The sequence below is a fragment of the Micromonospora sp. NPDC049366 genome (assembly GCF_044466625.1).
Lineage (GTDB): Bacteria > Actinomycetota > Actinomycetes > Mycobacteriales > Micromonosporaceae > Micromonospora.
The window spans coordinates 1-21910 of the sequence record NZ_JBITMV010000039.1 but is presented as its reverse complement, the minus strand read 5'-3'; the positions used below and the strand labels follow the sequence as shown (position 1 = coordinate 21910).

General features: G+C 72.5%; 1 protein-coding gene. It reads right to left on the bottom strand.

Going from position 1 to position 21910, the window contains the following annotated elements; genetic code table 11:
- Nucleotides 1–692 precede the first annotated feature (692 nt).
- A complete protein-coding gene (locus ACIBTV_RS30715) occupies nt 693–21437 on the bottom strand; it encodes a hypothetical protein (protein ID WP_396710572.1) in 20745 nt (6914 codons plus the stop codon).
- Nucleotides 21438–21910: the final 473 nt, after the last annotated feature.

Below are 21910 nucleotides of genomic sequence, written 5' to 3'. Positions count from 1 at the left end.
TCCTCATCAGCCTGCGGCCACGACTCCCCCGTCACCACCAGGAAGAACCGACCCACCCAATCCGGAACCTCCATACCCACCGGTCACCCACCCCCACCCACACACGCCACCACGATCGAATCCACAGTGGTCGACGCCACCGCCAGCCACAGAGCCGAACCAGCGACCCACAACGCACAAGCCCAGAGCCAACCGCCCGCAGGCACACCTCCACTTGCATCTACGCACCAGGCCACGGCCGGGCGATGCGACAGAGTAAAGGCTTCGTAACAGACCCGTGAACCGGGTCGGGTCTGCACGGCAAACGGCTCGGCCAGCCGAGCCGTCACTGTCGCGACGCCGTGCGGCGGCGTCATTCAGGTCGCCCCCGTCTCACGGGGCACGCTCCGGCACCGGGTACGTGCGCCATGGCGGTGGATTCAGCCGCCACCATGACTGCCCGTCGGGAGACCCACCGGCCTCCAGCCGGACCGGCCCCAACCGCGCGACCAGCCGCTTCAGGACCGGCGGGAGCTGCTGACGTCACCGACGATGAGAACCGGCTCAGGGACGTTCAGCAGGTGCCGCCGAATCTGCTCGCAGACAGCATCACACCCGGGGCCTGCCGCAGGGCCATCGCCGACCAACCGCCGGTCCAACTCCACCCGCCCGGCATCCACCGGACCGGACTGCGCCGGCGCACCCACACGCTCTCACCGGGAATCGCTGGCCGAAAGCAGTTCGTCCGGCGACCGACGGCTGATGCCGTACAGACCCTGCGGATGGGCGACGTTCACCACCTGCCCGTTCGGCAGGTACGCCACCACGGTCATCCCGTACCGGTAGTACGTGTATTCCGCCCGATCCTCCGGGCGGCGCGGCACGGTCCCATCCAACCCGCGACCCAGGTCTCGTTCGGGGGCGAACATCCTCGACAGGCCAGCCTGGCGGTCAGCCGGAATGGTCGTTCGCTGGCCGTAGCCACGTCCATCCAATTCTGCCCGCAGCGGCTGCTCGTCCGCGTCGAGCAGTTGCGACATCTCAGTGAGGACGACGCCGAGCCGGATTCCGGTTCCGGGAAGCTCGTACCGGTGGGCGAGCAATTGTGCCAGGCGGGGCCGCAGGTGTCGCTCATCGATGAACTGCGCGGGGTCGACCAGGTCGTCCCCGAGCGCAAACCCGGTGTCGGATATCAGGTGTCGGTGTAGGAACCGCGCCAACCGAGACTGCGGGTCGCTGCCCTGGAGTAGTTGCGGCACGGCAGCGGCGTCCGCGCCCCGGTTCGTCGCCTCCAGCCCCGACGCCGGCGTGTTGAGCGCCGTGAGCAGGCCGGTCCCGATCTCGCGGGCGGTCGGCAAACCCACGGGGACGAAGGTCCGGTCATTGGCCACCAACGCGTTGAGGTTCGGTCCGCCCGGCGGGGCTTTCCCGTCCGACGAGGCGGGCGGCGGTGGCGCGTCCATCGGCCGCGGGTCGGACCCCGGTAGCCGTGCCAGGAGCTTCCACCGGTCGAACCTCTCGATCCCTGCCGGCCTGGTCAGGTGAACCGGAAGCAACCGGCGAACGGACCCGCCCCCGACCACGCGCTCATCCCGCCAGGCAAAGGGCTGGTGGTCGAGGACGGTGCGCACCCTCTGGTCGGCTCCGAACCAGCCCGCCACGCCCGCAACCACCGATCGGGCTGCCGCCCCGATGGTCTGCAACACCTCCGGCAACTGGTTCGAATAGCCGATCTCGACGGTGAAGGTGACGGGGATGTTCTGTTCGTACGAGCCCGATGTGCCGTACTGGAAGACGCTCCGGATGCTGCTCCGCTGGCCACGCCCAGCGCCGTCGACCGAATCCCAGGCCGACCCGAACCGCCATCCCTCGGCAGACCGTCCCGACGACTCGCTCTCCTGCACGGAGTCGATCGCCTCGTCGTGGACGGTCAGGCTCGTCTCCGGTCGGCTCAGGTCCGACTCCGGCGCACCGAGCTTCCCGACGATCCGGACAAAGACGAAGCCGACCCCGTTCAGCGCTCCGGGCGCCAGGAACCAGCCGTGCACCCCCGAACCGAACAGATCTGCTGGTGCCCGCAACTCGAGCGCGTCCGAGGAGAAGGCCCGGAAAATCGCCCGCCACAACTCGTTCGGCCGCTCGTCGTGGCGCGGAATGAGGTCTCGCTCGACAAGCGTGGCGCGGATCTGCTCCAGCAGGCCGTCCGCGCGCAACCGCTCGAAGCGGCCCGCAGCGCTGCCGAGCACCTGGTCCACCTCGACCCGCCGGGGCCCGTCCGGCTGGATCGCCGCGGTCGCATTCGGCAGGTCGAGATCGGTGGCGATCCGATCCGGCACCAAGAGCTCCAAACCGTGCTCAAGGTCCAGGGTCGCCCGCAGGTCCGCGCTGGTGGAGGCGTTCCATCGGACCAGCCGCACCGCGAATCGGACCCGGCCGGCACGGTAGGCCCGCACGACACCGCCGTACGTGGCGCCGGTGATGCTGTTGCTACCAGATCTGACCGCCTCGGCCGTGGCCCGGTCGCGGGACACGTCGTCGGAGAAGCCGAGAGTGGAGGAGTTCGGCACGGACGATTCGATCTGTGCCGCGACGGTGCTGCTGGTGCCGGCTGAGCGGACCAGTTCCGCCCTTCGGATCACGTCGAAGTGGGCATCCAGCTGCGAGTACTGCTCGAGGACGATGCGTTCGCTGTGCCACAGGTGAGCCGGGGCGGATACCACGGCCGAGATCTCGACCGCCGACTCCCAACCGTCCACGTCCCCGAGCGACACCGACCACGAGGAGTCACGCCTGGTCAGGGCCGCGAGGTTGGCGTCGAGTTCGGTGGAGACCCCCAGCTTCCACACCGTCTCGGGCCAGTTCATCGGCTCCCGATGCCAGTCCCCGGGACGGTTGTGGAGCATTCCGTAGAGGCGGGCCACCAGCGCCGATAGCTCCGGCAGATCCGCGAAGCGTGGAAACACCCCGGAGACGCCGAAGGTGTCGAGCGGAACCCGCGGCGCGGTCAGCGGCGGGGGCGACGTGCCGGGCAGGTAGATCCGGGTCTGCACCGCTGCCGCCTCCGCTGCGGTGATCGGCTGCCGGGGTAGGTGTTCGTCGGCTACGACCACCTGCTGCTGGACGTCCGGCCCGTCGATCAGCCACGTCGACCGTTCGCCGCCGTCTGGCCGCACGACGACCTCGTAGACCATCTCGTACGTGTGCTCCCAAGCCATGCCGCTGGTGGTCGCACGCCGATAGCTGCGGGCCACCCGCGACGGCGAGCGCTCGGTGCTCGTTTCGAGCGTCACGTCGGCCTGCAGCGCTCTGAAGGGGAGTGCGATGGCATCGCTTCCCGTGAGGGCGAAATCCGCCGCGAGGCCGGCACTCGCCGACTGCGTGACGGTGACCCCGACACCCGATCCGGCCGCGCGCATGGTCTCGTTGCTGATCGTCATCTGGTACGACCGGCTGTCGAGCCATTGCCTCGGATGCCCGACGACGAGCACCGAATAGCGCTTACCGCCGATCTCGAAGGCAGCGAAGACGCCGGTCCGGAGCCGTCCGGGGTTGCCTTCGAGCGCGGGCGTCCCGTAGTGGAGGTAGACGCCGCGCTGCACCCCTCCCCATTCGGCGGGATGCGGCGCGGTGGCGGAATCGACCTTGGTGCGCAGCGCCGCCAGCACTAGCGGCGCGACGCGCGACGCACCCGGCAGGCTGTTGGTCGTACCGGGACCGTCGCCCCGGCGCGCGGCCAGGATCAGCGGCTCGTCGGGCCGCGGAGACCCCACCGACCGGTACGGTGCGCGGACCTGGGGCGCGTCCGGGCGAGGCGGGCCCAGCCGTTGGGCGACCTGGTCGGCGGTCAACGGTGCGGGCACGTCCTCCAGGATCGGCGTGATCAGTGGCCGGAACTGGACCGGAACGGCGCCGGTACCGATCGATGCGCCGAGGTGAGCCCGCTCGAAGGCGTCCGCATCGGTCGCCGGCACCCTGATTTCGGCCTCGGCGGATGCGATCACCGGGCCGAGCCGGTGGGTGCTCGACGCGACGCTGACCTGCACCGTTACCGCCGCCCGGTAGCGGACCTGCGGTGTCATCCGGCTGAGCAGCGTGCGATTCATGCCCTCGATGCTGAGATCCTGCGCCGTCGACCGTCCCCACTTCTTCTTCACCTGCGGGCCGAAGCCACCCTCGATGATGCCGCCGGCACCATCGGCGTTGATCCCCGCGGTCCCGCTGACAGTGAAGTCGGACGAGGTGTCCCAGCCCGCCGACGCGCCGCGGACCACTCCCAGATCGTCCTGGACCGTGCCGCTCGGCGTCTCACCGAGACGCTGCATCTCCCGCAAGGTGAGCTGGATGGCGACGTTGCCCTGGAACTGTCGTCCCCCTTCGACCGGCACCACCAGCAGGCCAGTGCTGTCCGCGCCACTGAGCAGCCAACGGCTACGCTCGCTGGCCGTCCGCTCGTTGAGCCGCTGGCTCGCCACCTGCCGCACGATCTCCGCGGTGGAAGCGGCCGGAAGGCCGCCTTCCCGCAGTCTCCCGATCAGGTGTCGCTGAACATCCGCGAAGGTGATCGCGGTCAGTGTCGCGCGGGCGACCGCGGCCCCGCGCCGCGTTCCATCGGCGGGCTCGACCAGGGGTGTGTCGCGCAGTCGGACATCCTGGCTGGTTCCCTGCTCCGGCAGGTCGACGATCAGCAGGCCACGCTCGGCCGGCACCGGCACCGGCTCGCCCCACGGGACGCCGTCCACCGAGATCTCGAAGGCCACTCCGCTGGCGAATCGAGCTCCGATACCCGCGTGGACACTCCGACCCGAAATGATCGCGTACGACTCGACCGTCGAACGGTGCTCCGTGCTGCTGGTCGTCGGGCGCATGAGCGGCGGAGAGAGAAAGCTGGCCGCCATGGTGGCCACCGTGCCCAACGTTCCGGCGATGCCACGCGGCACCGCCTGCCGTCGACTGCTGATGCTGCTCGTGGTCGACGTACCGGGCAGGTCGAGCCGGAGCCCGCTCGAGGCGTCCCCCGCCATCGCCCTGAGCGCGTGCAACCTGGGCCTGATCCACACCACCCGGTCGGCGATCACCCCGATCCAGCCCTCGCGCAGCAGGTCGTCCCACTTCTCGGTGTTCTCCTCGCCGAGGGCCCGCTCGGCGATGGTGCTCGCGTCGATGTCGTCCGGTGTGGTGGGTTCGGCCGCGGCGTCCGGCGGGGCGTCAACGGCCGCCCGTTCGACCCGGAGCAGTGCGGCGAGTCGGTCCTGCACCCCCTGGCGCAGCGTCGCCTCCTCGGCGTCGGTGCCTCTCGGTAGCTCTGCCGGTAGGACGGGCAGGGCTACCGCGATCTCCTGGGCGAGGGCGGCTTCCCGTTCCCAGCCGGCCGACTGGACCCGGAACGCGCCGCTGGCACCGCGCCCGATGTACCACGGTGCCGGCCCGCCGTCGACGGACGCGTCGTCGACCGACACGTCCATTGACGAGGAGCCGGCAGCCGGCTCATCGATCGACGCCGCAGCCGTCGACGGTTGGGCCGAGGCGTGCGATGGCGGAGCGGAGACGGGTCGCAGTGCGCTTCCCGTTCCATCAGTCGATTCACTGAAGATCGAGCGCCGGGTGTGTTCGACCCTCTCGGCGAGTTGCCGCACATCGATCTCAGGTAGCGAGGGCGGCCTGGACCCGAGGCCTGTGGACGGCAGGTCTACCCGGAAGCGCCGCAGCAGTGGTGACCCATGCCCCGTGAGATCCTTCGACGCTTGGTCCTCGGTCGCGGATGCCGACGACTCACCTGGCATGGGCTCGGCCTGCGACCTCTGCGACTCGAAGGTGGTCGCCGGCACGAATTCGACTTCCGCAGCCATCCGGCGGTGCCGGGTCTGCCGGCCCCTGTTCGCCGAGACGAATCCCTGGAGATGGTCTGGGGCCGCGTCGATGTTCATCCCGTCGTCAGGCTGCAGACCTGACATGCCGTTGGCGCGCCTGGCCGGCGGATCCAACAACGCCCCCACCCGGTCGGTTCCCGCCTCGACATCCACGAACCGGCCACCACCATCAACCACCAGGGCACGCACACCCACCCCCGGATACGGCGACCCCTCATCCACAGACCTGACCCGCGCATCCTGCCCGGCCTGCGTCTCCACCCACCACAACAACCCGTCAGAATCGTGGTGCAACAGGAAACCATGCCCCTGCACACCCGGCGCCGCAGCCGTCACGAACCCCGACGCACCCCGCCCCGCCGCACGCACAGCCTCGACCACCACACCGACCGACGACACCGCCGTCCACCGACCCCCGAACCGCACCACCAACCCATCCTCAGCACGCACAACCCCCAACACGGTGTCATCCACCGCCCGCACCGGCCCATACAAGCCATCCGCGAGCCGCCCAAGACGCACCACACAATCAGGCTCACCCCGATACGGACCCAACGCCCCCGCCAGCAACCGCAACCGCCCCACACCACCCGTCGCGTCGGGTCGGGACGACGGCACGGTCAGCAGGTTCGCCACGTCCGCATCGGTGTCGACGTCCCGGGTCAACGCCGCCGTGATCTCGCTGAGGGAACTGATCCTCTCCTCCAGCCGCCGGCCGATCTCGGCGCGCTGTCGCAGCGGCGCGGTCGAAAGCTCGGCGAGAAGTCCGTCGACCTCCTCGACGACGCTGTCGTGCTCGCGCCCGGACACGGACCCGGCGAGCCGGTGCAGCACCACCCCGGCCTGTGCCTGCGCCGCCGCCATGCGCGCGCCGCCGAGAAACCAGTGCAGACCCTTGGTCTCCGCCCCCTCGACCAGCGCGGCCACGGCGTCCTCGATGCGGGCGAGAGCACGGTCGTCGCCGCGTGCCGCCGCTTCGAGGTTCCGGCGCGCGTCATCGACGTCGAACTTCAGGGACTGCCCGGCGACGAGGTGGTCCGCCGCGACCAACTGCCGCGCCAGACCGTCCAGATCCGACAGGACCTGCTCGACCACGGCGACACGCAACCGCGCCACTGCCCCCGGCACGAGACCGCGCTGCGGCCCACCGGGCACGACCACGCCCGCCCGATACGCCGTCCAGCCAGAACCGCCCACCCCCGCCTGCACCACACCATCGGCCGCGACCGACCAACCACCAGCAGCAACCACAAAAATCTGATCCCGATACCGCCGCGACACCTCCCGCAACCGACCGACCACACCCGGCCCGGCGCTCGCCACCGCGACAACCCGCGGTGGCGGGCCACCCACCGGCGCCGCAGCCCGCGCCGCAGCTACCGCGACCTGATCCGCAGTCACATCAGGCCCAGCCAACAACACCACCGTGCCCGGCGGCGCGACCACAGCAGCAGCCCGCTCCGCCAACTCCGGCACCCCCGACGGCCCCCCCTCACCAGGCACAAGCACGAGCACCGACGGATGCTCAGGCGAACGCCAGCCGTACACGGCGCGACCCGGCGCGTCCGGCTCGGTCAGGCGCTGGTAGCCGGGCCGGAACTCGTGCTGTACGGCGGCCGCGCCGACGTAGGCGGGGCTGGCGTCCGGGGTGACGTCGCGGGCGGCCTCGACGACCCGCGCGGCCAGCCTGTCCGCCCGCGCCTCCAGGTCACCGGCCGATGCGGCGGACGGGATGCGCCGGGCGGCCGCCGCAGCCACCCGCAGGTCCGCGAGTTCACCGGCCAACGACGTGGGCTGTGGCGTGTCCTGTGCCAGGCCGCTGATCATGTCGGCGAGGTCGTCCAGCCGGCCGCTGACCGCGGTGATGCGTTGCCGGGCCAGTTCGACCGAGCCGAGCCGGTAGCCCACCTGTCTGGCCTCTCCCGCGTCGTAGGCCCACGCCGCCGCCCGCGGCTGCGGGGCCGTGTGCAGCACCCCGCCACGAACCGACCATGAGCCGGCCAGCACGAACACGGTGTCCCGGAGATTCTCGGACAGCTCGGCGAACTGATCTGACAGCTCCCCGTCAGCGCGGTCGACGGCGATGACGACCACCCGCGGGGCCGGGCCGCCGTCGCCGGCGGCAGCACGGACCGCGGCCGTGATCAGGCCGACTGCCGGCGTAGCGGGGGCGCTCAGCACGATGGACGTGCCCTCGATCGGCTCCAGGGCCTTCACCTGCGCGGCGAGGTCCGGGGGGACGACGGGATCACCCTGCGCCGAGAAGAGCGCGCGCACCGACGGCCGGTCGGGGACATGCCAGGTGTGCAGGGTCGCATCGGGCGTGCCGGCGTCGGTCAGCTGCCCGTAGACGCCATCGGGCAGGCTCGACGCGTTTTCCGCCGGGTCGCCCTGCGCGTGCGCGCCATCGGGCAGGGCGGACTGGTCCCCACCGTGCCCGACGTCGCTCACCGTCGAACTCGGCATGTTCAGCAGGATCGTCGGGATCAGTGGCGAGGCCGACCGGGACGTGTCCTCCACGGTGGCGGACGCGGTCGGTGCGGCGTCCGGGTCCGTCGCCGCGTCGTCCAAGGCCGTCGGGAAGACCAGCCGCGTTTCGACGATCGCCCCGGCCGGTGGCGGTGAAAGCACGGCGGCGTGCCGGGGTGGGACGGTCCGGGCTCCATCGCCGTCGGCCGGCGGCGCCGACGCTGAATCGGTGAGCACACCGCGGGCCGTCGCGTGTTGGCTACGCGTCGAGCCGTCGCCGGTCGAGGTGTCCGAAGCGCTCCAGGTCGTCAGTCCGTCGAAGTTCCAGGAGATCACCGGCACCCGCGGCAGGATCGGCGGGGCCGTGGTCGTGGCAGGCGTTCCGCGGGTCGCGTGGCCTTCGGCGGGGGCCGGCGGCGGGACGGACTGGCTGGGCGGTCCGTCGACGGGCGCGGCGTGTTCGGCCGCCGTTGCCGGCTCATTGAAGCGGGCCGGGTAACGCGAATCGCCGATCTGTCGCGCCCGGTAGACCGCGGCGGCCCTGTTGACGGCGAGCGCACTGGCGACCTCCAGCAGCGGGCCGGTGCCACCCAGTGCCGCCACGACCTGCTCGACGAGGGGGAGATTGTCGTCGACGTGCCGGTGGTAGTCCGCGATCCGGCGGTACGTGATGCCGAGCGTCCAGTACCGCATGATCGACGCGGCCTCGTCGAGCAGTTGCTGCACCTCTGCGGCGGAACGCCCACGCAGGACCCGGTCCGCGAGCCGGCGGAGCTCGCTGATGCGTCCCTCTTCGGCGACGCGCTGCCGCACGGCCTGTTCGAAGGTCTGCTGCGCGGTCCACGAGTCGCGGTAGAGGTCCTGGAGCACGCCATCGTCCAAGAGCACCAGGTCGTCGCGAAGCTCCCGGGGAAGCCGCGCGACCGCGTCCGCGAGGGGTTCCGGCCGGCCGTCCGCCGTGGCGTGGTAGGTCCGTCCGGACGGGTCGATGCGGTGGCGGGTGATCGCGCCGTCCGCGGCCGTGTGCTCCAGCAGCACGTGCCGGCCCAGCTCGTGAGCGATCTGGCGGCCGGTGTGCACCGGGTCCAGCGCGAGCACGGAGACCTCGGGTGGCAGCTGGTGCGGGCCCAGCGGAGCCCCGCCCGGTTCCGGTCGGCTGTTGACCCAGTTGACGAGATGTGTGGTACGCCGGGTCCAGACGTCCACCGCCTTCCGTCCGGCGGTGATCGGGTTCGGGGCGGGGGGTTGCTCCGACCACGACCGGAACTCGCGCAGGTCCGACTCCAGGTCGGCGATCTCCTCGTTCAATCGGGCGAGCTCGGGTTGCCGGGTGGGGTCGCCGCGGAGCGGTTCGGCGGCCGCGCGAGCCTGGTTCAGTCGTTCGAGCATCCGGTCGCCGAGCGAGTGCTGCTGCGCCCAGCCGAGCACGGCCCGGTAGGTGTCGTGGGCCCGCACCGCCTCGCTGGTGGTGAGCACGACGGGCCGGGTGTCGCGCGCGTTGTCGGGGGTGGGCCGCATCGTCCACCGTGGACGGGGTGCGTCGGCGCCGAGCCGGTCGCGCAGCGCGCTGACGACGTCCCCGCCGGCCTGCCGGGCGGTGGTCCCGGTCCGGGCCGCGTCGACCAGGTGCCGGTCCAGGTTCTCGCGAGGCGACGCGGCGGGCACGGCGGCCCACGTGGCGGGGTCGGGCGACCGTTCGGCCGTGGCCTTGCGCTGCTCGAGGCGGCGCTGCCACTCCCGCACCTCGTCGACGAGCATCTCCGCGTACACGTCGCCGGTGACCGGGTCGCTGTGGAACGTGCCGGTGGCGGTGGGCGGGCCGACCATGTGCTGGTGGAACCGGTGCGCGGTGAACTCGGCCTTGACCCGCAGCCGCACCAGGTAGACCGGGCCCTGCTGCTTGAGGTGCTGCTCGCGCCGGTAGTTGCCGGTGCCGGCGGCGGCCTGGTTGCGCGGGGCGAGCCGGGCGGCGCCGGTGCCCTCGCTGAGCGTGCCCCACGGGTTGTTCAGGTTCGCGGGATTGCTGAGCACGTTGTCCTGGCCGAATCCGCCGGCGATGGACGGCGCCCACTGGTTGCCCGAGGTGCTCGCGGTGGTGCCGGTCTGGTGTTTGGCGTAGCGGCCGGTGCCCGTGGCATTGACGATCTCGGAGATGATCTCCATCTCGAAGATCTCCGCGTGCATGTCCAGGGCGGCCTGCGCGGCGGAGTGGCCGGGCAGGAACAGGTTGTCCGCCACCCGGTAACCCTGCGGCCGCAACGCCTCGGCCAGGTGATTCTTCAGGTGGCTGCGGGACAGCAGCGTCGGCAGCGCGATGATGCCGCGGCGGCCGTCGCTGTCGACGCCAGGACCCAGTGCCCGCTCCAGGACGCGCCGGGCGACGGGGTACGCGTCGTCGAGCAGCACCGCGGTCAGGTAGGCGTCGCCGGGCAGCGGCGGCATCGGGACGAGATCGGGCAGCCGGGACGGCCCCGCGATCGGCGGCGATTCGGCCAGCCCGCGGGGGATCTTCAGGCGCAGGGTGCCGCTGCGCTGCACGGTCACGGGGACGTCGTGGCCGGTCGCCCGCCGGTAGCCGCGCATCGTCAGCCTGTTGAGGAGGCGGCCGACCATGTCGACTCTGTGCACGGTGGCCGTCAGCAGATGCGGGGCCTGCATCACGTAGTGACCGCTCCAGTCGTAGACGGTCTGCTCCGTCGTGCCCACGGTGCCCCGGCCGGTGCGCCGGACGTTTCCTTCGGCCACGCCGAGCGACGGGCCGCCGCCGCTGCCCTTGTCACCGCCGAATCCAAGCCCTAGCGAGTACGACCGCGAGCCGTCGCGGCTCTCACTGGTGCCGTCCATGACGTACCCGTGGTCGTACACCTCGATGCCGTCACTGTCCAGACGCGCCAGCACCTGCGGCTCGCCGGTGATCTCGAAACGTAAGTTGATCTTCACCACGTCCGCGTTGGCCCAGCCGACCGGGTTGACGAGGTAGATCTCGATGCCGCCGGTATGCATCATGTCCTCGATCAGGGCGTGGTCACGGCCCCCGGCGAGCATGCCCTGCAGGGCATCCAGGCCACCCTGCAGTCGGCCTATGTTGCCGCGCCGCTCGGTCCACACCTCGGGGCGCCGCCCGAGCAGGCCCGGGGCGGCGCGTTCGACGGCCTCGTAGACCAAGGAGAACGGGTCGTTCCTGCCACGGTCGACAATGCCGCCATCGGCATTGCCGCCATCGGTCGCGCTGCCATCGGTCGCCTTCACCGGCGGGTCGAGCCTGGCGGAGATGACGGCGGCGTGGCCCAGCGCCCGTGGTCCCGGCCGAGTGAGATATTCGGGCACCCCGATGTTCTCGAACGCGTTGAGCTCGGCCGCATCCCGTAGGGTCTGTCCGAACACGGTGTGGAAGTCGGCGCGCACGTGGGCCTCGATGACCGAGGTGGTACGCGTGTTGTCGTTGTGCCGGGTCGCCAGCTTCTCCGCGAGCCTCTCGCGCAGGGCGCGGTCCGCGGGGTCGGTGCCCGCGACCGCCGCGACGGCGTCCCGCTGCCAGCGCAGCAGCACCCGCGCGACGACGTCGCTGGGCAGCAGCAGGCCGCCCTTCTCGCCCTCCTCCTTCTGCCACCGGCCCAGCGAGTCCCGCAGCTGGTCGTCGGGCAGCGCCACCTTGCCCTCGCCGTAGAGGGCCAGCGCGTTCGGCTCGGCCAGGACGAAGACGATCTTGCGTTTGTCGTCCGGGTTCGCACTCCTGTCGGGCAGGTGCCTCGTCTCGACCCGGGTGCCGACACCGGGCAGGTGCTCGACGACCTTGCCTCGGTCCTCGGTCACCGCGTCCAGGCGGAAGACGACGTCGGATTCGAACGCGATCCCGAGGTGGAAGTCGAGATCGAGGAACTCCTTGCCGCCGGTCCGCGTGCTGCTGCGCGACGTCGCGACACCCCAATGCTGGTTGGAGCCGTAATCGCCGCCGAGGTTGGACAGCCCGTTGCTGGAGTGGTCACCGAGGTTACCGCTGAGTCCCCAGCTGAGGGTCTCCATGGTCAGGCCGTGGCTGGCGGACGTCGCCTGGGACGCCTCCGTCAACTGCAGCTTGATCAGGCCGAGGACGTACTTGTCGGGCGTGGCGCCGATGTACCGGCTCTCGCCGAGGGTGCCCGCGATGGACAGGCCGCCGTGGTGGTCGGCGAACAGGTGCGACTCGAACAGCGTGTCCGTCGTGTACCGGCCCTGCACGATCTCCTTGGCGTGCGCGTGGACGCTGATCGTCCCGCCGAAGTTGGACACCTCCTCGTCGGCCGGCCGGCCGGGTCCGGTGAGCTTAGGCATCATCTGCCGCAGCAGCGGAACCACGCCGGTGCTGTCGAGGTACACGATGACGGCCTCGTCGAGCACGCTCGGATCGGTGGCCTGGGCGGGCGCGGGCGACGGCCGCAGCGCCTCGTTGAACGGCCGCAACAGGTGCACCGTCGCGGAGCCGAGCACGGGTGGCGACACGAACTCGCGGGTGCCGTCGTCGTACTCGACCTTGGCACGCCACGTGCTCGGCAGCCGCTCCTCGTCGACCTGGCCCGGGTGCTCCAGCAGCTCGGGCCGGTTGGACAGGAAACCGACGCTCTGGTTGGCGCTGATCCCGCGCTGGTACTCCGGCCCCCCGCGTAGGAACTGGGTGGTCGGCGCGTCCTTGACGCCGCCCTTGAGTTTGAGGCCCACGACCAGCTCACGGCCGCCGCCGACGCCGAACCCCATGGTGTCCATGCCCATGGCCAGGTTGACGGTGTGGTAATCCGAGCTCGTCTTCACGAAGAACTCGGCGCCGTCGCTGTTCTCGCCGGTGCGGAGGTCCTGCGTGGCGTGCAGGGTGACTCGAGCGCTGCGGACGCGGCCGCGCGTGTCGCGATGGCGCAGGGTGAAGGTGAGCCCATCCTGGTGGATGGTGTTGTAGTGGGAGTTGATGCCGCTCTCGGACACCATCTTCAGCGTCAGTTCCAGGTTGTCGAGCTGGCTGTCCAGACCCGTCTCGCGGTTGCGCTGACGGCCCTGACGGCGGACGTGGAACGGGCGCGCGGCGTCCGGCGGAACGAAGCCGGTGAAGCGCAGCTCCGCCAGCACGGTGTCACGCAGTCCGGTGGCGACCGACTCGTCGATGCGCACCAGGCCCTGTCCGATGCCGTGGCCGTCGAGCACGTACGGCGGCAACGGGACCGAACCCGGGAGGTCCTTCGGCGCGGCGTCGTTCGAGCGGAGCAAGCCCGGGTCGTACGGCACGGTCGGCACGCCGTCCGTCGTCGGCAGCGTGTCCCGCACCGCCTGCGGCAACGCCTCCCGATCGACGGTGAGCCCGTGCGCGAACGCATCGGCTTCGGCGACGCGCAACACGGCGCTGCCGTCGACGCGAGCCGTCTCGGCGGGCGCGTCGTCGGGCCGGTCGCGGACGGCGACCTTGGCATGAAACCGGAACTTGACGTGGTGGGCGCTGGTGGGCCCGGTGAAGCGGGAGACGTGGACCCACAGACCTGCCCGGCCGGCCCGCGCGCTGTCGAAGTTGTGCCAGTTCATCCCGACGTACGCGCTGGGTCCCAGGCTCAGCCAGGGCAGCGGGACCACGTCGACGTCGACGCCCGCACGTACGCCGCTGGTGTTCCTGACGGCGGTGCCGCCGCTGTTGCCGGAGATCGCCGTCGCGACCCGCTCGACGTGGGCCTTGTCGGTCGTGCTGCCGACGCGGACAGTGGGTTCGGCCAGCCGCTCGGCATGCACGGTGACCTGCGCGACGACCCGGCCCCTGTCGTGCAGCGTGAACCGGTACCCGTCGGGGTGGTTGACCGCCGTGTCGAAGTGTGCATCCACGTTGGACAGCTTCTGCAGCAGTTCCTTGCGGGTGTCGCCGCCGAGCGGCATCGCCAGGCCGCCGGCCTGCAGCCTGCCGACGATGCCGTCGGCGAGCTGCGGCAGCCCGGTGATGGAGGAGGCATAGAACGTGACGGGGACACGCTTGGCGTTGGCGGTGAACTCGTCGGTCAGCCCGGTGTCGCGCGGCCTGCCGGCGCGCACCTGCGGGCCGGCCTGCAGGAGGTTGTGCTCGGCGACAGCCAGGATGAGCTGCTCGTCCGAGGTGGCTTCGACCTCACGCTCGCGGCCCGCATCCCACGGCCGGGAGCGATCGGTGCGCAGGTCGTAGTGCCACCGCGCGTCCAGCGAGAACAGCACCGAGTCGGCCCGGGTGTCCTCGACGTGGCCGACCTCGGCATCCTTGATGTATCCGGTGCTGCGGTTGGTGACGTTGGCCTGGCCCGAGATAGCGACCCCCACCTTGGCCACCTGCACCACGGCCGGGTCGAGGCCCAGGGCGAAGCCTGCCGACAGCGTCAGCCGCAGCGCGCCGCCCTGGCCGGACTGGCCCTGGGAGTGGGCGCCGGTCTGGAACACGCCGTTGGTGGCCTGGTTGGCGTGGTAGCGGCCCTGGCCGACGGTATGGCGACCCTCCAGGTCGTCGCTGGAAGGGTCCTGGGCGGGCCGGTCGTAGGAACCGGCCGGATTGTCCAGCCGCCTCGCATCACGCAGGGCGAGCCTGACCTTGACCTCGGCCCTGCCCAACGTCACCACGTAGCCGTCGGTGACGAGGTAGCGGTAGTTGCTGAGCAGCAACTGCGGGAGTGCCTCCCACTCCGCGTGCGTGACGTCGTGCAGGCCCGGCTCCCGGCGCAGCGACCGGACCAGGTCCGCCACCAGCGGCAGCCCGGACCGCGGAATGCCGATGCTGTAGGTGTGCGGATCGACCTCCGGGGACGCCGCCACGACGGGAGGTGCGGTCACGGCCTCCGGGTCGTGATCGGGCGTTTTCGAGGCAACATCCTCGTCCCTGGCCCTCGAGCCGTCCTCGTCCTCCTGCCTGGAGGCGCTGTCGTCCTCCCGCTTGGCGCCGTCCTCGTCCTCGCGCTTGAATCCGCTGTCGTCGCTCTTCCCGGAAGCGCTGTCGTCGTCCCTCGCGGATGTGCCGTCGTCCCTCGCTACGGGGTCGGGGATCGGCGACCACGTCGGCGGGCTGGGCTCCGCGTTCGCCGGCTGCGGGCGTACCACCCTGCCGGTCAGGTCCTCGGCGACGGGGACCGCCGCCATCGTGTGGCCGCTCACCGTCACCACCAGGTGCACCGTCGGCAGCGCCGCGCGGTCCGCCCCGGTCGGGGCCACCTCCAGCACACCGCCGGGCCGTATCAGCACCACCCGGACCCCGAACAGTTCCGCGACGATCCTGGCCGTGCCGATGTCCGCCAGCGGCGGCAGGGGCTGCCCCACCATGCCGAGCTGCTCCACCCAGGACACCTGCAGATCCCGCCGGGCGGCGGGCGCGTCCGGGTCGGCGTTGAGCAGCGGCCAGGCCGTCCCGGCGGTGGCCAGGTCGGCCAGCAGCAGCGTCGCGAACGCCGACCGCAGCCGCTGCGGGTCGCTGCTCCCCAGCCCGGCCAGGCGGCCGTCACCGTACCGGTCCTCCTGGCGCAGCGCCTCGAAGATCGACTCCGGTCCCGCGTGATTCTCCAGCGCGGCGAGCCCTCGCTCCCGCAGCGCGGCGACGTGCTCCGCGGTCAACGCGGCGGGGTCGGCCGGGCTGGAGGGCGCCTCCGACCAGAGCCGGGGGGCCGTATCGACCGGCGGCGGGCTCTGGCGCAGCGCCTCGCGCACGTCGCGCAGCACCGGCGCGAGGCCCGGCCCGGCCGGCGGCTGCCGGTCCGGCGTCAGCGCGTCGAGCAGCCGTCCCGCCAGCACATCAGGCGCCGGAAGGACCGGGTCCGACCGGCCGGAGACGGCGCGCAGCACATGGTCGAGTTCGGTGAACGCCGTGGTGTCGGCGAGCATGCCGGTGGACCGGTCCAGCAATCCCGGGGTGACAAGGCGAGCACCGCCGTTGGCGGACAGCACCGCCGGTGCGGCCGTGAACGGCACCGTCGCCAGGGTGGTGCCGGCACGGTCCTCGACGAGCACGATCGGCGCCAGGTCCGCCGAGGCGGGCGGCCCGAGCAGGGTGCTGCCGCCGTCGCCGCCGACGAACTCGATCGGCCGGCCGAGCAGGTGTGCCACCAGGCCCAGCACCACCTGGCGCGGGGAGCGGCCGGGCAGCGCCGCGGGCATGCGATCGAGCGGCAGGCCGTCGGAGAGCCAGCCCAGCACCTGCCGGACCGTGTCGGCGTCCGGGTCGGGCAGGTTCAGCGCCGGCCATGAACCGCCGCCGTGCGCCCGGTCCGTCAGCAGCATGCCGGTGATGGTCTCGGCCCAGACGGCGCGCGGACGGGCGAGGAGCGGCAGCAGCCCGTCCGCGCCGTGGTACACGGCCGCGAGGACCGCGACGCTGATCACGTCGGCGTCGGCCGGTGGAGTCGCGACGTGCCGGCGGTGCTGGTTGAGCCGGGCCAGAGCCTCGGGGGTGAGCACCGGGTCCGCCGGTTGGGCCTGCCACACCAGGTCGTCGGTGACGGGCCGGAGTTCGCGCCGGCCGGCCGGGCGCGCCGACGCCAGGCTCGGCGGCGGGGAGTCAGCGGTCCGGCCCGAGTCGGGGTCGGCCAGGCGTTGCCACACCCGGGCGGTGCCGGGCAGGGAGCCGGGAGTGGCACCGCGTTGGGTGTACATAAACTCGTGGAAGGCGTCGACGGCCGAGTACACGGCGGTCGGGGCGAGCACGCCGCCCAGCGGCTGCGGACCGGTGGGCGGCGCCGGCTCCGGCACCGACCAGCCGGTGGCCTGGCGCCTCAGGTCCGCCATGCGGTCGGTGCGAGCGGCGACCTCGCCTCGGGCGGCCTCCCGGTGCTGCTCGGCGGTCAGTACGAGGCGGTCGGGCAGCGCAGGATCGTGCAGCGTGGTGCGCACGACCTCGGCCTCCTGCGGGGTCAGCCGGGCTGCGGGGTCGGCGGTGAGCCGCTCCCGCAGCTGCGCCAGTTGCGCCAGCCGGGCTCTGTTCGCGACGTCGGCGGCGGTGTGCTGCTCGGCGCTGAGGGTGATCGGGGCCAGGCGGTGCCGGGTCAGCGTCGCGTTCACCGCCACCTGCCGAAGCGCCGCGGCACGGTGGCCCGTCCCCAGCTCTGCCAGGACGATCGCCTGCTCGACCTGCTCGCGCAGCGGCAACGGGGACACCGGGGCCTCGGCATGCACGGCGCTGAGCGCGTCGTCCACCGCGGCCTGCCGCTCCACCGAGCCGAGCTGCGATCCCGGGCGCAGCAGGGACTGCTGCTGGAGCACGGTCAGTTCCCCCTGGGCCTGGCGGGCCCAGACGCGCTGGTTGCGGATCTGGTTGAGCCGCTGTGGTGCGGGCACCCGGGTGTCGGCGGCGATGCGCTGCTCGCCGGGGGTCAGCGGACCCAGCTCGTCCAGGGCAAGCTCGGCCGGGGGCCGGTCGCCGCGGTTCCGGTTCGGCGGTGGCGTGGCCTCGCGAACCCGTTCCGGCAGCAGCACGGTCTGGCGCTGCACCTGCACCTGGCCGCCGCCCCGCCGGGACCCGTCACGAGTGCCGCCACCCGGTGGGCGGCGACCTCCGGGCGGCCCGCCGTTGCCCGACCCGCCGCCGGCGCTCCCCTCGGACACCGTCTCACGCATGATGAGCTGCCCGGTGAGCGGGTCGTGGGTCAGGTCGCGCGGGTCGATCGGATTCCGGGCGATCAGGGACTGTTCATCCTCGGTGAGGGCGAGTCCTTCCTCTTCGGCGCGGGTGGCGGGCGTGTAATTGCGCGTGCGCACGCTGCCGTCGGCGAGGCGTACCTCGACGACGTCCACGCCGCGTACCCGCAGCGGCGACGGGGCCAGGCCGCCGGTGTCGAGGTCGGCGGGGTGAGAGCCGGGCCTGAATCGCAGGTAGGAGACCCGTGAAGGTGGCGGTGTCGGGCTGGGCGGCAGGGGTTGCAGCATGCCGCCGGGCGCCTTGACGGAGACCGGCGCCGCTGCGGTGTCGGCCTGGGAGTCCTGGGTCGGCACAACCTGCCACAGCCCGGTCTGGCCGTCCCGGACCAGCGCGGCCGTACGCGCGCCGGCGCCGCCGAGCGGCTGCACGGTGGCGTCGCCCTCGGGGGTGCCGTCATGCCAGACGGAGCCGTCGTCGCCGACGAAGCGGTAGCTGTTGCCGTCCGCCTCGGCACGCAGCCGCGCCGGGGCGGTGAAGGTGAGCAGGGCGATGCCTCCGGACGGGTCGCGGCGCAGGAGCTGCCGCCCCGCCTCGGCGGTCCGGCCGGTCGCGATGTCCAGGTCCCGTCGGGGGACGCTGATGACGTTCCATACCCCGGTGGCGCCGTCGTGGACGACGACCCGCTCGCCGCCCGCCACGAGGTCGACACCGGACGCGGCGCGTGCCGATCGCACCGTGTCCTCGGGGTCGAGCCGCACCGGCGTCATCTGCATGGTGACCGGGTCCACCTCGAAGTAGACGTGGGGTTCGGGCCGCGGGTCGGCGGCGGTGCCAGGGGCCGCCTCGTCCGGTCGCCGCGTCCCGTCACCGCCGGACGGGTCGGCGTCGCGAGCCGGTGGGCCGCCCAGGCGGTGCCCCGGACCGGGGAAGGCGGGCACTGCCCGGGCGACGAGGGTGACCAGGTCGAGGCGGCCGGTCCGCGGATCGCGCCGGAAGAGCTGGCGGCCCGGCCCGAGCCGCGTGGCGCTGGGACGTGGCGCGGCGCCGGCCGCGGCCGGCCGGGTGGACGCGCCGTCCAGGGCCGGGGTGCCGGTGGAAGCCGCGGCCGGGGCGGGTCGGTTCACGGTGAAGATCTGAGCCGGGTCGAGGTTGTCGACGGCGAGCCGGGCGGCGGTCTCCGGGGGCAGCACCCCGAGGGTCTGGCGCAGTTGATCGGTGACGTTCGCCGGGATGACCGTGCCGGGTGCGCCGACGGACAGCCTGATACCGCCGGGTGTGCCGAGGCGGTCGGCCACGTCGGCGGCGACGCTGGCCGGGACGTCCACGGGGCGGGCCCACAAGCCGCCGGGCAGGACCTGCAGGACCCAGCCGTCGGTGAGCTGATATGTGCCGGGCGTCGCCGTGGGAGTCAGGTCGCCGGGCACCGTGCGGGCCGGCCGGGTGCCGGGCGGCTGCACGACGAAAGAGGTCGCGTACGGCGCGAAGGTGAGCCGCCCGTCGGCTCCCACGGGCACCGCGTCGGCCGGGTCGGGGTGGGTGCCGACCTGCCCGGCGTCGACCAGCACGGGCAGGCCGACCTCGGCGGCGAGTGTTCGGGCGGCGGCGAGCGACCGGCCGGGATCGGCCAGCCGCAGGTCGACCACGGTTCGTCCGCGCAGTTGGTCGGGCAGGCCCGCGACGTAGCCGCTGAGGGCGTCCGGCGACGCGAAGTCGCGGTCGGGAATCAGCCGGAGCAGGTTGCGGGACGGGGGCAGCGCGTCGAGCTGCTGGCGGACGTCGGCGGGCACTTCGGTGCCGCCGTGCAGGTACAGCCCGGCGGGTACGCGCACCACCTGGCCGCCGGCGCGGGGTTGCACCGCCGCGTCGGTGAGCCACAGCTGCCAGGTGCCGGACATGCCGAACACGCGCAGGTCGGGCCGAGGGCCGGGCAGGGCGGCCAGGAGCGCGGTGACCCGGCTCCGGACGGCGTCGGGCACCGGGGTGCCGGGCAGCCCGACGGTCACCCGGGGAACCCCGGCGGGAGCGCGTTCGGACGCCTGGCGGGGTGTGCTGATGCCGCGCGGCAGGTCCGTCGGGCGTACCCAGACGCCGTGTGGCGTCTGCTCGGCGACCCAGCCGTCGGCGACGCCGTACCGCCAGATCCCGTCGCCGCTGGTCATGCCGAGCACGCCCGGCTGCTGCGGCGGCGGGCGGTCGGCCGGGTAGACGTCGTACTCGGTGGCGAACTCGGCGAAGGTGGGGCGTCTCTGCGCGTCCACCGGGATCACCCGTTCTGAGGCGTCGGGAAGGCCGGCGAACATCCTGGCTGGCAGCACCAGGGGTCCGCGCCACTCGCCGAGGACGCGGGCGGCCAGGTCCGTGGCGTGCTCGGTGGTGATCTGCGGCCCGTCGAGGTAACGGACGATCAGGCGCCGGCCGACGTGCTCCGGCAGCGCGGCGACGGTGCGCCGCACCGCTTCGACGGTGACGCCGGTGCCGACCACGAGGGTGGTGCGGTTGGCCACCGGACGGGTGAACTCGGCTTCGGCGAACGCCTCGTACGACTCGGACGAGCGGTAGAGTGCGACGCCGGCCGTGACCCTGCGCAGCAGGTGCCCCTCCGGCAGGAGGATCGCGTCGAGGTCGGCGTCGCGCAGCCCGCCGCGTGCCCGGTCCTCGGGCTGCCGGGACGGCACCGGCACCGGCACCTGCGCGACCGAGCCGTCCGAGGAGATGAAGCTGAGGCCGTCGGGCCCGGCACTCAGCAGGGTCGCCGGTTCGCCGGGCTCCGCCCGCAGCTCGTCGTCGAGCGCGCGCAGCTCGCCGCCGGCGGTGACGAGCACGCCGTCGCCGACGTGCCGGAAATCGCGGCCGACCTGATCCCAACCGGACTCGGGGTAGCCTTCCCCGCCGAGTGTCTCGGCCTGCTCGACCACGTTGTCGGGGACGTCGGCTCGTTTCTTGCCGAGGGCGACCGCGCGGTCGCGTGGCGCCGCCGCGTCCGGATCGTCGTCACGGCCGGACTGCTGGGATCCGGTGCGGCCGGCGGGCCCGCCGTTCCGGTCCGGTGACCGGCCGTCGGGCGTGAGCGCTGTGAAGACGATCGGGTGGTACGCGACCGCCTGCGGGACCAGCTGGTCCAGTCCGGACTTCGTACTCGGGTCGAACGGGTTGACCTCGGCGGGCCTGGTCTTCGGGCCCGGGTCGAGGCCGAGCAGTGTACGCAGGTCGGACTTGAGGCCGTCGGGTTTACCCGGGTCGGTGTCTGGATCGGTGAGGTCGGTGTGGGTGCTGGCCGTGTCGCCGTCGTCGCGCAGGCTGTCGGACGTGTCGCTGTCGGACGTGTCGCTGCTGTCGCCGTCGCTGTGGCGCAGCCCGTCGGACGTGCCGCCGCCGGCGTTGTCGCCGGGCAGCGGGGGCGGGCCGACGATGCCGCGGTCTCCGAACAGCGAGGGCGTGAGCGTGTCCGCCGGAGGCACCTGATCGGACGAGACCACCAGCGGCGTGCTCAACACCGGGCTCGGAACCGTCGGTGGCGCGATGTCGTGCTCTGGCACCAGCGGGGAGCCGGTATCCCGGCCGTTGACGGCCGTGGCGGTGGCGGTGTCCTCGTCGGACGGATTGTCATCTGACCGCGGGGACGCACGGTCTGCGACCGTAGGCTGCGACACGGTCAGGCTGGTCGCCACCCGCTCCTGCCCCAGCACCGGGCCCGAAGGCGGGGTGGGGCCACCGCGCGACCCCGACGTGCTCGCACCGCCCGTGCTCGTGCCACCGGTGTTCACCGAGGCCGCGCCCGACGGGGCGGGCCGCGACTGCGCGCCGGCACCACCGTCCGTGGCCGTGGCTGGGGTGAACACCCCCGACAGGTGCACCTCCCCATCGAAACGCCCCCGACCCGACACCACCCCCACGATCACCTCATCCCGCACCCCCAACCGCGTCTGCGAGAACGACCCCTCAAACCCACCCTGCAACCCACCCGAACCCCGGAACACACCCCGCACCGGCCCCCCACCACCACGCGGCG